Genomic DNA, 13,092 nt, shown 5'->3' on the forward strand with positions numbered 1-13,092 from the left:
CATGGCTAAATTTTTCTTCAAGTACCCCTTAAGAAATTTTGTTTAGCTCAGAATTGTTCTAATTCAGAATATTACAAATACTTGATAAGTCTATCTAGTTCAGGATGACTCAAATAACTGACCAGTTACAAAATTCTCAAACAATTACAAATCTAAAATGATTGACTTTTAATTCCCGGGTAGCGAGACTAGAATCTGTAGAGGCTTTAAATTTTAATTATTCAATCTTAAAAAATAGACTGCTGCTCTTCTTATGAAGATATAGCTCATCATTTTCACCTAATAGTTCTTCATGGCTAAATTTTTCTTCAAGTACTCCTTAATAAATTTTGTTTAACTCATAATTGTTCTAATTCAGAATATTATAAATACTTGATAAGTCTATCTAGTTCAGGATGGCTCAAATAACTGACCAGTTCAAAAATCATCAAACAATTTACTTAGCAAAAATGATTGACTTTTAATTTCCGGGTAGCGAGACTAGAATTTGTAGAGGCTTTAAATTTTAATTATTCAATCTTAAAAAATAGACTGCTGCTCTTCTTATGAAGATATAGCTCATAACTTTCACCGAATAATTCTTCATGGCTAAATTTTTCTTCAAGTACTCCTTAATAAATTTTGTTTAACTCACAATTGTTCTAATTCTGAATATTACAAATACTTGATAATTCTATCTAGTAAATGATGACAGAAATAACTGAACAGTTCAAAAATCCTCAAACAATTTACTTAGCAAAAATGATTGACTTTTAAATGCATAACTTTTAACTTCCGGGTAGCAGCAATAGAATTTGTAGAGCCTTGAAATTTTAGTTATTCAATCTTAAAAAATAGACTAAAAGCTGCTCTTCTTATCAATATATAGCTCATGATTTTCACCGAATAATTCTTCATAACCAATTTTTTCTTCAAGTACTCCTTAATAAATTTTGTGGAACTCACAATTGTTCTAATTCAGAATATTACAAACAGTCTCTAAGTCTATCTAGTGGAGGATGACAGAAATAACTGACAGTTAAAAAATCCTCAAACAATTTACTTAGCAAAAATGATTGAATTTTAAATGCTAGACTTTTAACTTCCTGGTAGCAGCAATAGAATTTGTAGAGCCTTGAAATTTTAATTATTCAATCTTAAAAAATAGACTAAAAGCTGCTCTTCTTATCAATATATAGCTCATAATTTTCACCGAATAATTCTTCATAACCAATTTTTTCTCCAAGTACTCCTTAATAAATTTTGTGGAACTCACAATTGTTCTAATTCAGAATATTACAAACAGTCTCTAAGTCTATCTAGTGGAGGATGACAGAAATAACTGACAGTTAAAAAATCCTCAAACAATTTACTTAGCAAAAATGATTGACTTTTAAATGATAGACTTTTAATTTCCGGGTAGCGACAGTAGAATCTGTAGAGGCTTTAAATTTTAATTATTCAATCTTAAAAAATAGACTGCTGCTCTTCTTCTGAAGATATAGCCGAGGATTTTCACCGAATAATTCTTCATGGCTAAATTTTTCTTCAAGTACTCCTTAATAAATTTTGTTTAACTCACAATTGTACTAATTCAGAATATTACAAATACTTGATAAGTCTATCTAGTTCAGGATGACTCAAATAACTGACCAGTTACAAAATCCTCAAACAATTTACTTAGCAAAAATGATTGACTTTTAATTTCCGGGTAGCGACAGTAGAATCTGTAGAGGCTTTAAATTTTAATTATTCAATCTTAAAAAATAGACTGCTGCTCTTCTTACGAAGATAGAGCCGAGGGTTTTCACCGAATAATTCTTCATTACCAAATTTTTCTTCAAGTACTCCTTAAGAAATTTTGTTTAACTCACAATTGTTCTAATTCAGAATATTACAAATACTTGATAAGTCTATCTAGTGCAGGATGACTCAAATAACTGACCAGTTACAAAATTCTCAAACAATTTACTTAGCAAAAATGATTGACTTTTAATTTCCGGGTAGCGAGACTAGAATTTGTAGAGGCTTTAAATTTTAATTATTCAATCTTAAAAAATAGACTGCTGCTCTTCTTATGAAGATATAGCTCATCATTTTCACCGAATAATTCTTCATTACCAAATTTTTCTTCAAGTACTCCTTAAGAAATTTTGTTTAACTCACAATTGTTCTAATTCAGAATATTACAAATACTTGATAAGTCTATCTAGTGCAGGATGACTCAAATAACTGACCAGTTACAAAATTCTCAAACAATTTACTTAGCAAAAATGATTGACTTTTAAATGCATAACTTTTAACTTCCGGGTAGCGACACTAGAATCTGTAGAGGCTTTAAATTTTAATTATTCAATCTTAAAAAATAGACTAAAAGCTGCTGAAAATTATGAAGATATAGCCGAGGGTTTTCACCGAATAATTCTTCATGGCTAAATTTTTCTTCAAGTACTCCTTAATAAATTTTGTTTAACTCACAATTGTACTAATTCAGAATATTACAAATACTTGATAAGTCTATCTAGTGCAGGATGACTCAAATAACTGACCAGTTACAAAATTCTCAAACAATTTACTTAGCAAAAATGATGGACTTTTAAATGCTAAACTTGTGACTTCCGCGTAGCGACACTTGCCAATCAACTTTTATATATTTTCATCTTTATAGTTGGCAAACGATCGCTATCCTAATTAGACTAATAGCTGATTTTTGTCTACCTTTAACAACAAATAATTATGTCTTCAAACCTACCCAATAGTTGGTTTCGCGTTGCCAGAAGTCAAGAACTATCTACCAAAGAAGTCATACCACTTCATTACTTCGGAAAAGACTTCGTACTATTTCGTACAGAAGATGGTAAATCTCATATTTTTGATGCTCACTGCCCCCACTTAGGTGCTAACCTTGCCCATGGAGGTAGAATTGAAGGCCAAACAATGAGATGTCCTTACCACGGTTGGTTTTGGGACACAAATGGAGATTGCGCTCAGATACCCTATCCCAGCAAAGCCAAACCAAAACTCAAAATCCAGAGTTGGCCTGTTATAGAAGTCAATGGTCTAATAATGATGTATTACCATCATCAAGGAAAACTGCCTGACTGGAAAATCCCTCAAATACCAGAACTCAATTCCCTTGAATGGACTCCCCTACGTTTAGTCCGTCAATGGAAAGTAAAGACCACCCTTCAGGATTATATGGATAATAGTGTAGATGTATCTCATTTATACAATTTGCACAGTCGTACCTTCAAAAGCGCTCATAGTCATGGCGTTCAAATCGACGGCCCGATTTTAACCCATAGAATGTCTCAAAAATATAATCTATCTTCTTTAGCAGCAGGAAAATTAGTATTAGAAGATGGTTCAGTTACTACCATTTATTACGGACCTGCTTATGATGTTAGTTTTTACTGGACTGAAGGAAAATTAAAGTTAGGTTTATTGACTATTTTTACAGGTACACCAATAGACAAAGAGCATCTTGATATTTCAATTTATTATAGTGTGAAGAAAGTTTTACCTTTTCCTTTAAGCTTAATTTTAAATAAGATGTTAAAACAAGATGTTTTAGAAACTTTTGAACAGGATGTCAATATTTTAGAGCATAAAACTAATATTAATAATCCACCTCTATATGAAGAAGATGGTCCGGTGCGTCAGTCTCGAAGTTGGGCGAGTCAATTCTACTCATAAAATTATTTCATTTTTTCTTTGAAGAAGGAAAAAGGAAGAAGGAAGAAGGAAGAAGGAAAAGGAAATTACGTCAATGACCTAAAAATGGCTAAACCCCTTGATAATTAAGGATTTATCAAAATAATATGGGTCGCGCCACCCCGCCTTTTAAGGCGAAATATTTTTGGAGAGTTGCTCACGCATCCCCTACTTCCCCTCCTGGGAGGGGTTAGGGGTGGGTTAACTTCTGACTTCTGACTTCTGACTTCGTTAAGCCTTTTTGATATCAAAGACTCTTCCTGTCTATATTTGAGCCTATTTTCTACGCCTATTTTGTGTAAGTCCTATTAGGAAAATTAGTGCGAGCATCTTGCTCGCGTTATGAATCATCATCATTACAACTGATAACTGAAATGACCTGATTCCTAACTATAGTGGCAACTTTTATAAAACCAAAAGGTAAGCATTCAGCGGTCAGCTATCAGCCATCAGTTATTGCTTCTTTTTAGTTCTAAATAAAAGCTTTCTAATTGAGTAAGAATTAAATTTTACGCCTAAAAGTTGGCTTTAAAGTCTATATCAGGACTTACGCAAATCGACTTTTAAACCACAATCTGTAGGGGCGAATGGCATTCGCCCTAGCTATATATAGAGCCTCTGGGTAAGTCCTGTATATATTAAAATCCCCTCATCAGAGCTGGGAGCTGACAGCTAATAGCTGAATGCTTACTCCAAAAGAAAAAGACAAACCCAAAAAAAACTTTTTCCTATTTTTCCTTTCTTCAAGTTTAGCAAAGTTAAAAATAAAACAGCCTGTATGCAACTACAAGCTGTTAAAAATTTCCTCAAAATATTCTCTCAATTTCAGAGATAAATTTATCTAATTTTCTGGTGAATCACTGATAGTTATAACAAGCAAAATATATAAACCAAGCATGACAAAACTCTTAAACTCAGATATAGAGTTTTCAAATGAGATGTCAAACAAGAGTTAGTTATTTACTAACAGTAAAAAGTACGGCAAACCTTCTTACCTGTTCCCTGTTGCCTGTTGCCTGTTGCCTAAAAGCGGCCAGTTTTTTTGACGCAACTCAAATGAAATTACTATATAAGTAAGATTTTATCTTTTGCTATCTACATTTATATCTTTTGCCATAACCGATAACTATTTAACTGTCACTTTAGCACCTGCATCTTCTAATTGCTTCTTAATATCTTCAGCAGCTTCCTTAGCAATACCTTCTTTAATTGGCTTAGGTGCAGATTCTACCAAATCTTTCGCTTCTTTCAGACCCAAACCTGTAATGGCACGAACCACTTTAAGAATAGCAATTTTCTTATCTGAAGGAAACTCTTCAAGAATTGCATCAAACTCAGTTTGCTCTTCAGCTTCTTCTGCTGGAGCAGCAGCTCCTCCACCACCAGGCATACCCATAGGCATCATCATACCACCAGCAGGAGCAGCAGCACTAACACCAAAAGCTTCTTCTATTTGTGAAACTAATTCAGATGCTTCGAGCAAAGAAAGAGACTTAAGTTGTTCTAGAATTTCATCAGTTTTTGCAGACATTAGTAATCTCCTATTTTTTGTTAGTTTGCAATTATTTTTTTCCTAGAATTTTGACTTTTTATTACCTTAAATATAGTTAAATTACTGGAATTATTCTCATAATAAAACTCATAGAATATTAGTCAAAAATTCATGTTGTTTGTCTTAGGCACCATCGCCTTGTTGTTCTTTTTCTGAGATTGCTTTAATAGCTCTATTTACAGAAGCTGGAACCTCATTAATACCAGTGGCAAGTTGAGTAGGTACAGCATTTAGACCAACAGCCAACTTAGTTGCTATACTGTTGAGAGCACCAGCAACTTGAGCAAGTAACTCTTCCTTGGATGGTAGATCGGCGATCGCTTTAACCTGGTCTTGATCCAGCAGTCGCCCTTCCATCACCCCACCCTTAAATTCTGTTTTTTTGGTGGTTTTTTGGAATTCTTGGTACGCTTTGATAGCACCGCCGATATCATCTTTCAGGAATAAGAAAGCATTCGATCCGGCCAACAACTGTTCCATAGGTTGCCAGTTGGGATCTTCTTTAACTGCTATTCCGATCAGAGTATTTTTAGCTACACTGCAACAGCTACCAGTAGGCAGTAGTCGTCTACGCAGGTCTGTAATTTCTGCCACGGATAGTCCGTGATAATCAACTACAAGTGCAAGCTGACTTTCACTCAAGTTTTGCTTGATGTCTGCCAACATCTCTTGTTTTTGTTCTTTAGTTTTGCCCATATTGATCACCTCCTTGACAAACCAAAAACCCTGGCGGACTATACTATCTGCCAGGGTAAAGAATTATGAATCCAAAACAAGTAACTTATTAAAGATTTCGACAAAAATCCCCTATGCTTGTTTTTGAATTGTTAATCCTTGAACCTCGGCAGGAAATTAAGCTATTAGCACCTGCTGTCTTAAGCTCTTTGATTTTGATTATTTTAGCTTGAGAAATCTTATTTAACTAGATCTCAGCATTTAGCCATTAGCCATCAGCTTTTATCACTTTGGGTAAAAATACCAGGCTTACGAACAGCCGGATGGCCTTCGGAGGAGTTAAAATATCCTTTCCGTTCCGGAATGTTCCGCAAACGAAGCCATTTCAAAAAAAACCTGCTGAAAGCTGACCGCTGACCGCTGACCGCTTATTTAAATAGAGTGATATACTCCCACACTAACCATTCGGTATAGTGTTGGCTTCTCGTTTCACGGCCCCGGTACCCCGTCGGACTCCACGAGCTTTAAGGACGGGATGCCCCGCCGCCCTATTTTTTATATTTATTGCGGCATTGAAGTCACGATCTATTAATTTACAGTCGATTCATCCCACGCAAAATCAGAGATTATGGCGTGGGGCTTCTCGACGATTTAGCTAAGCTTCTGCTTCTAATTTTAGATCCCGCAAGGCACTAACTTCAATTTCAATTGATGGTCCCATTGTTGCTGATACATATATACTACGCCAATAGCGACCTTTTGCACCAGAAGGACGGTTACGGTCAATACAATCTTGTAAAGCCTTTAAGTTGATCAGTAAATCTTCTGCAGAAAAAGAAGCTTTACCAAACATAACATGAACTATACCTGTCCGGTCGGCTCTAAATTCTAACTTACCTGCCTTAAATTCGTCAATAGCTTGTGCCAGATCGAAAGTTACAGTACCGCCTTTAGGAGATGGCATTAAACCTCTCGGTCCTAATAAACGTCCTAGTTTGGCTACTTGAGGCATCACATCAGGTGTAGCGATCAACGTGTCAAAATCCATCATCCCTTTGCTAATTTCTTCAATTAGCTCTTCCGACCCAGCTAAGTCAGCTCCTGCGGCCAGAGCTTCGTTAACTTTTTCACCTTTGGCAATGACTGCAATTCGGACTGTTTGACCAGTTCCTTTGGGTAGAGCTACTGTAGTTCGTAGCTGTTGATCTGTATACTTAGGATCGATCCCTAGGCGAATATGAGCTTCTGCTGCTTCTGAAAATTTTGCTGTAGCTGTTTCTTTTAAAAGTTGAAGCGCCTCTTGAGGTTCATAAGGTCGCTCTTCTACTTTTTTTCTGAGTTCTTCTAATCTACGAGAGACTTTTTTTGGCATTTTATTCTCCTGGGGTACTTAACGAAGCTCTACTTCTCCCCCTAATATCAATTTACTGTTGTTTCTATTTCTAATTTAGAATGCAGATATTTCGGGACTAGATTAATTAATCAAATCAATCTGCAATAGTAATACCCATATTTCTAGCTGTGCCTGCTACAATTTTCATCGCAGCTTCAATGTCATTGGCATTGAGGTCTGGCATTTTTGTTTGGGCTATTTCTTGCAATTGAGCTTGTGTAATTGAGCCTACCTTTGTACGATTTGGTTCACTTGAACCACGTTCTACACCTGCTGCTTTTTTAATTAAGACTGCAGCAGGAGGGGTTTTCAGAACAAAAGTAAAACTACGGTCTTCATAAACTGAGATTTCTACTGGAACTACTGTACCAGCTTGGTCTACAGTTTTGGCGTTATACTCTTTACAAAACGCCATAATATTCACACCATGCTGACCTAAAGCAGGACCTATAGGTGGAGAAGGGTTAGCCTTTCCCGCCGTAATAGCCAACTTGATCAGCGCCACGACTTTTTTTGCCATTATTTATGCTTTTCTACCTGATTAAACTCTAGTTCTACTGGCGTATCTCGTCCAAAAATGGATAATAGCGCTTTTAGTTTACTTCTTTCTGGACTTACTTCAATTACATCACCTTCAAAGTCTTTGAATGGCCCTGAGAGCACTGTAATATGATCTCCTTCTGCCACTGTTACCTTGAGCATTGGCTCTTGCTCTTGAGCTCGTTTAAAGACCCTTTCTACTTCTGAAGGACTCAGTGGTAAAGGTTTAACATGACCACGACCTCTTCCGTAGCGACGCTTTTGTTCAGCCCCTACAAAGTTAATCACATTTGGGGTACCTTTGACAACCTGCCATGCTTCGTCATCAATTGTCCATTTTTTTTGTTCCTCTATCCAATTTAGCCTCATTTGTACTAATACATAGCCAGGAAAAACTTTTTCTTCACTATGTTGGCGACTGCCATCTTTACGAAGCCTAACTGCGGGTGTATGAGGTATTTCTATTTTAAATATTTTATCTGCAACATCAAGAGTTTGAATACGCTGGGTTAAATTAGCCTTAACTCGTTTTTCGCAACCAGAGGCAACTTGTACTGCATACCACCGTAATTCTCCTTTGAGAAACTCTCTGGGCTTTTCTTCCCCCTGGTTTGATTGCGTTGTGTCTTGTGTTTCTTCAGGATATAATTTCATCCAAACACCACCCCAGCTGCCCAACTAAAGAACTCATCTACTAGATAAATGATTGTTGCCGAGAGAATAACCATTAACAGTACAGCAACAGACTCACTGATGAGCTGCTCTCTGCTTGGCCATACTACTTTATCTAGTTCTTCTTTTGTTTCTTTGAAAAAAGCTAGAAGCTGGAAACTTTCCTTGTTTTCTTGTACTCTAACTTCCTCTTTTTTGGCCACAATAACTTATCTCCCTAAGTTTTGGATTTTCAATTTATTTACTTATACTTAATTGTTGGGATTTTTTACTGTATTTACTGTATAGTCTTCCCAAATACTATTGCTAATGGTTGTTTTATAGATTCAGATTCTTAGTTCATCGGTAGGACTTAGAATCTCAAGGAAGATTCTGATAATATTACATTTATACACTGGAGTCTCAGCAATCTACTTACTATAGCACAAATATTGTCCGCAATGAATAACTGCTTTTGATGTCACCGACAGCAGTAAAATTCCCATAGAAATCATTAGGAAACCTTTGCCTTAGTAAAAATTCTCTATACAAAAATATTATTGGTTAATTTGGGTAGATATAAAAATATCTACGATGAAAGAATATTTTTAATTAATTTTCAGTATTAAGCGCGCCCTGGAGGACTCGAACCCCCGACATCAGGTTTTGGAGACCTGCGTTCTACCAACTGAACTAAGAGCGCATCGTTGAGGCCTTAGATTAAATCTTAATGACCTCTACTTTATCTAGTATAACATAACTTTTCATCAAGTTCCAAATAATTTCTTAAACTATCTTGGAGACTATAAAGGACGATCGAATCTTTGCTTGACACGGGTGGCCTTACCAATACGTTCTCTCAAGTAGTAAAGTTTAGCTCTACGCACCTTACCTCGACGGATTAGTTTTATACTAGCAATTCTAGGAGAATGAAGCAGAAATACCCTTTCTACTCCTACACCCTGGAAAACACGACGGACTGTAATAGTTTCATTGATTCCTCCATTCCGCATGGAAATTACAGTACCTTCGTAGGGCTGGACTCTTTCTTTTCCTCCTTCTATAATTTTGACTCCGACTCTTACAGTGTCACCTACATAAATTTGAGGCAATTTCTTTTTTGAGCCTTGTTTGAGGTTTTCTATTTCCTCGGCTTCAATTGAGCGAATAATTTCTTGGGCTGTCATAATAATCTTTAAAACTCACAATCTATTAGTATATATCAATTATTATGAGCAATGCAAGCAGCCACAAAATGATGAAAGACTGCCCATTCCCGATAAAATATTAGTTTTGCTAGTTTGATGATTATACCTTGGACATCTTCGTCAGTATTTGAGTCAAGGAAAAGTATCTCAGAGTCTCACAAGCTCACTAACATGGGAATATATTATGGTCGGCAATTATTTTTTAAGTCTCACAAAACTCTGGGCAAGTTTGACGCAGGAAAAAGTTTATAAACACAACTATCATTACAAAGTTTTATATTCGCTCTTCAGCACAACAAATATTGAGAACTATAGCTGAATCATTTAGGTCTTCAGGATGGTCTCATTATTGCCTATAATGAAGAAAAAATATCAGAAAGACCAAGGATTCCTAACTACAAAAAAAAAGGGGGAATAGCTACAGTAAGTTACCCCAAGCAAGCATTAAAACTTAAAGATAATCTTCTTAGAGTACCACGCTTAGAATACCTGTAAACCCTGGTTTGGAGTAGATAGCTTTTTAATACCAATGCCCAGTACAAGAGCATTTTCTACTCTCAAAGAACTGAGAATATTACCGAGAAATAGATGCTTTTCTTGGGAATTTATCTATGAAAAAGAAGTAATAGTTAAACCTCAATTAAATCAAGAAAATGTCTTAGGAATTGACCATGGTGTAAATAATTGGTTGACCTGTGTATCTAATGTAGGTACGAGCGCGGGTTGTAGATGGGAAACAGATAAAATCAATGAATCGTTGGTACAACAAACAAGTATCAACTCTTAAAGAAAATCAACCGACTGGATTTTGGTCAAATAAACTAGCTGCAATTACAGAAAAGCGTAACCGCCAAATTCGATTTGGGTATAAATAAAGCAGCCAAAATAGTCATTAATCATTGCGCACAAAAATTCTATTGGTACAATTGTATTTGGTTGGAATAAAGGTCAGAAAAATCAAATAGATAAGGGTAATAAAAAGAATTCAGAATTTGTACCAATTCCCACAGCCAGACTCAAAGAAAGAATAGCTCAGTTGTGCGATGAATATGGAATAATATTTATAGAAACCGAAGAAAGTTATACTTGTAGGGGCGAATGGCCATTCGCCCCTACATTTTTAGATGGTGACAATCTACCTAATTATGGTGAAAAACCCAATGATTGGAAACCGTCAGGAAAGAGAATAAAGCGATGCAGCGCCGCCAAAGGGGATTTCCCCCATGAGCGACTGCATCAAGACAGCGTGGTTTGTATAGAACAGGTAATAATTGGTGTATTAATGCAGACTGTAATGGGGCTGCAAATATCATCACAAAAGTAAGCAGAAAGCTAAGGTCAAACTTAAGCCGACTGTGTAGGGGCACTTTGACTTGTCCCCAGAGAATATATCTTTGGTCAGCTAAGAAAAAACGAAGCAACATGGATTTATCGGTGTTGCGTAGTATCTGCTTAGAATCCCCGTGACTTGAGTCCGGGGAGTAGTCAATGCCACATATTTATTAGTTCTGCCCCAATCCCAACGTACCTTATGGAGTGGGACTTTTCGCGGTATTAGTTAAAAGACCTATAGGGAAAATGAATACTCAACCCCCAAATCAGGGAGCCGAAACTCCCAAATCACCAGAAGAAGTCCTGAAATTAGTAATTCAAGACTTAGATAGTTTTCGTCAAAATCTGACAAATCAGTTAAGCCAAGATGTATACAGACTGAGAGTCGAGAAAGAACAGCTTAATGAGGATATAAGTAAATTACGAAAGCAATATGAACAATTGCAATCTAAACAACTCGAATCTTTATCTCAGCGACAAATAGCCCAGCAACAATTATGGCTTAAACAATTAGCCCAGGTTTTGGCTAATAACTTACAAAAACAGTTAGGCCAAAAAATTAGAGATTTAACGGAGAGTGTCGATCCGGGACTACAACAAGCTGGTATACCAGGGGGAGAGTTACCAATGACTCATCCTTCAAATAACTATTATGGGACTGCTAATGAATTTGGAGATTCTTTATCTGGTGTTGTGACTGGAACATTTGAGGCATTAAAACAGGAGTTGGATAGTTACCAAAGTGACCTTTCTGTACAGTTAAATAGTATGCGTAGTATGGAGCAGCAAGGTGAGGTCATTTTAGAAGCTTTGGTCAGTCGCCTTCAGGCACAACTGGAAAATAGTAGTGTAGTTTCATCTGGAACTTATGAAGTTTCTCAACCTGGGCCTAATAACTCGGCAAATACCACTTCTTCAGGAAAATCAATGTTGACGACATCTCCTGCGGAGTCTCCAGAATCCCCTAAGTCCAAAACTGATTCTACTGCCAAACCTAAAAAATCTGCTTCTCAAGTTCAGGTAGGTTTGATTTTGGCTTTACTTTCTGCAGCACTTTTATCTTTATTTAATGTTTGTATTAAAGTTATACTCAATACGTCTCCACAACCTAGTACAATTTTCGGCTTATTTCCGGTGGAAGGGTTGATAAATCCTAATGTTGGTAATTCTTTGTTAATTTTATTATTACGACTCATTGTAGTAATGTTGTTGATGCCTATAGTCGCAACATTTCTCTATCCTGCGGTTTGGAGCGATATTGAGCGCCTGATCAAATCCAAAGATTTTTCTTTATGGTGGAAGGTTATTGGTAGTGCTTTCTTTTTGTTCTTATCTCAGGTATTGATATATATTTCTATAGGTAATATACCTACTGCTATTGCTATTACAATTTTCTTTATTTATCCAATTATTACTGTTTTAGTATCTTGGGGATTATTTGGCGATCGCCCTTCTATGGTCAGAATTTTTGCTATGGTTTTGATTGTTATAGGAGGGTTTTTAGTTCTTCCTAGTGGAGAGGGTGATTATCAACAAGGCATTTTGGCTGCTGTGGGTGCTGGAATTACTTTTTCTGGATATGTTATTCTCACACAAATGTCAGCAGGAAAACTTCATCCTATTCCTTTTAGTTTAGTGAATTTTGCCGGAATTTTTGTATTTTCTGCTTTAGGTTTGATGATGCCTTTACCTACAGAATGGTCGGTTAATATTAATATAGACCCTACTGTAAATGTGTGGTCTGGTTTAATTGTTGGTGGTATTATTCTGGGGATATTAACACTTTCTAGCTATGTATTAAATAGTTTTGCTATTAGATTTGCTGGAGCTGCAAGAGCATCTATAATTGGTACTTCTGGTCCGGCATTGACTGCTTTATTTGCTCTTTTAGTTATTGGAGAATTTTTATTATTCAAACAAATTTTGGGAATGTTATTGGTGATTATTGGAGTTGCTGCGATGAGCTTTGAAAGAATGTTTGCAGCCAGGCAAAAAACAAGTTAATTTTGTAATTTTGTTTCAAAAATTCTGAAAATTACAAGGGTAGG

General features: G+C 36.1%; 11 protein-coding genes, 1 tRNA gene and 1 other annotated feature. Of the genes, 4 read left to right on the forward strand and 8 right to left on the reverse strand.

The features are described from left to right. Window positions 1–2,715: 2,715 nt before the first annotated feature. Window positions 2,716–3,675: a Rieske 2Fe-2S domain-containing protein gene (locus tag F6K23_RS06720; protein WP_293152390.1), complete on the forward strand. Its 960-nt coding sequence runs from the start codon at window positions 2,716–2,718 to the stop codon at window positions 3,673–3,675. A gap of 1,144 nt (window positions 3,676–4,819) precedes the next feature. On the opposite strand, the gene rplL is transcribed toward F6K23_RS06720, so the two are convergent. From rplL to rplS, 8 genes are all read right to left on the reverse strand, one after another. After that, window positions 4,820–5,224, reverse strand: a complete 405-nt coding sequence (gene rplL / locus F6K23_RS06725; RefSeq protein WP_293152393.1) for a 50S ribosomal protein L7/L12 — start codon at window positions 5,222–5,224, stop codon at window positions 4,820–4,822. A gap of 144 nt (window positions 5,225–5,368) precedes the next feature. Then, window positions 5,369–5,941, reverse strand: coding sequence for a 50S ribosomal protein L10 (gene rplJ, locus F6K23_RS06730; RefSeq protein WP_293152396.1), 573 nt, complete (start codon window positions 5,939–5,941; stop codon window positions 5,369–5,371). A 13-nt stretch (window positions 5,942–5,954) separates the two neighbouring features. Continuing rightward, window positions 5,955–6,143, reverse strand: a sequence feature (ribosomal protein L10 leader region). A gap of 432 nt (window positions 6,144–6,575) precedes the next feature. Beyond that, on the reverse strand, window positions 6,576–7,292 hold the full coding sequence (gene rplA, locus F6K23_RS06735) for a 50S ribosomal protein L1 (protein ID WP_293152399.1): 717 nt from the start codon (window positions 7,290–7,292) through the stop codon (window positions 6,576–6,578). A gap of 115 nt (window positions 7,293–7,407) precedes the next feature. Then, on the reverse strand, window positions 7,408–7,833 hold the full coding sequence (gene rplK / locus F6K23_RS06740) for a 50S ribosomal protein L11 (RefSeq protein ID WP_293152402.1): 426 nt from the start codon (window positions 7,831–7,833) through the stop codon (window positions 7,408–7,410). Beyond that, entirely contained in the window at window positions 7,833–8,507 is a 675-nt protein-coding gene (nusG, locus tag F6K23_RS06745) for a transcription termination/antitermination protein NusG (protein ID WP_293152405.1), read from the reverse strand. Before nusG ends, rplK begins: the two co-directional genes overlap by 1 nt. Further along, the gene (gene secE, locus F6K23_RS06750) at window positions 8,504–8,728 is read right to left on the reverse strand and encodes a preprotein translocase subunit SecE (RefSeq protein WP_124146810.1); all 225 of its coding nucleotides are present in this window, start codon (window positions 8,726–8,728) and stop codon (window positions 8,504–8,506) included. Before secE ends, nusG begins: the two co-directional genes overlap by 4 nt. A 406-nt stretch (window positions 8,729–9,134) precedes the next feature. Further along, window positions 9,135–9,207 (reverse strand) — tRNA-Trp (locus tag F6K23_RS06755). 100 nt (window positions 9,208–9,307) lie between these two features. Further along, complete coding sequence (gene rplS, locus F6K23_RS06760; protein ID WP_293152408.1) at window positions 9,308–9,691, reverse strand: 50S ribosomal protein L19; 384 nt, start codon at window positions 9,689–9,691, stop codon at window positions 9,308–9,310. Between the two features lie 550 nt (window positions 9,692–10,241). On the opposite strand from rplS, the gene F6K23_RS06765 reads away from it, so the two are divergent. The 3 genes from F6K23_RS06765 (at window position 10,242) to F6K23_RS06775 (ending at window position 13,048) form a co-directional block, all read left to right on the forward strand. Further along, window positions 10,242–10,499 (forward strand): hypothetical protein, encoded by a 258-nt coding sequence (locus tag F6K23_RS06765; RefSeq protein WP_293152411.1) that lies wholly within the window; start codon window positions 10,242–10,244, stop codon window positions 10,497–10,499. Between the two features lie 249 nt (window positions 10,500–10,748). Next, window positions 10,749–11,036: a hypothetical protein gene (locus tag F6K23_RS06770; RefSeq protein WP_293152414.1), complete on the forward strand. Its 288-nt coding sequence runs from the start codon at window positions 10,749–10,751 to the stop codon at window positions 11,034–11,036. 254 nt (window positions 11,037–11,290) lie between these two features. After that, the gene (locus F6K23_RS06775; RefSeq protein ID WP_293152417.1) at window positions 11,291–13,048 is read left to right on the forward strand and encodes an EamA family transporter; all 1,758 of its coding nucleotides are present in this window, start codon (window positions 11,291–11,293) and stop codon (window positions 13,046–13,048) included. The last annotated feature ends 44 nt before the right edge of the window (window positions 13,049–13,092 follow it).

The sequence above is a fragment of the Okeania sp. SIO2C9 genome (assembly GCF_010672455.1).
Lineage (GTDB): Bacteria > Cyanobacteriota > Cyanobacteriia > Cyanobacteriales > Microcoleaceae > Okeania.

Bases quoted from the DNA above. Each gene is read 5' to 3' on its own strand.
- F6K23_RS06720 (WP_293152390.1), top strand. From the start codon at position 2,716: ATGTCTTCAAACCTACCCAATAGTTGGTTTCGCGTTGCCAGAAGTCAA.
- rplL (WP_293152393.1), bottom strand. From the start codon at position 5,224: ATGTCTGCAAAAACTGATGAAATTCTAGAACAACTTAAGTCTCTTTCT.
- rplJ (WP_293152396.1), bottom strand. From the start codon at position 5,941: ATGGGCAAAACTAAAGAACAAAAACAAGAGATGTTGGCAGACATCAAG.
- rplA (WP_293152399.1), bottom strand. From the start codon at position 7,292: ATGCCAAAAAAAGTCTCTCGTAGATTAGAAGAACTCAGAAAAAAAGTA.
- rplK (WP_293152402.1), bottom strand. From the start codon at position 7,833: ATGGCAAAAAAAGTCGTGGCGCTGATCAAGTTGGCTATTACGGCGGGA.
- nusG (WP_293152405.1), bottom strand. From the start codon at position 8,507: ATGAAATTATATCCTGAAGAAACACAAGACACAACGCAATCAAACCAG.
- rplS (WP_293152408.1), bottom strand. From the start codon at position 9,691: ATGACAGCCCAAGAAATTATTCGCTCAATTGAAGCCGAGGAAATAGAA.
- F6K23_RS06765 (WP_293152411.1), top strand. From the start codon at position 10,242: ATGCCCAGTACAAGAGCATTTTCTACTCTCAAAGAACTGAGAATATTA.
- F6K23_RS06775 (WP_293152417.1), top strand. From the start codon at position 11,291: ATGAATACTCAACCCCCAAATCAGGGAGCCGAAACTCCCAAATCACCA.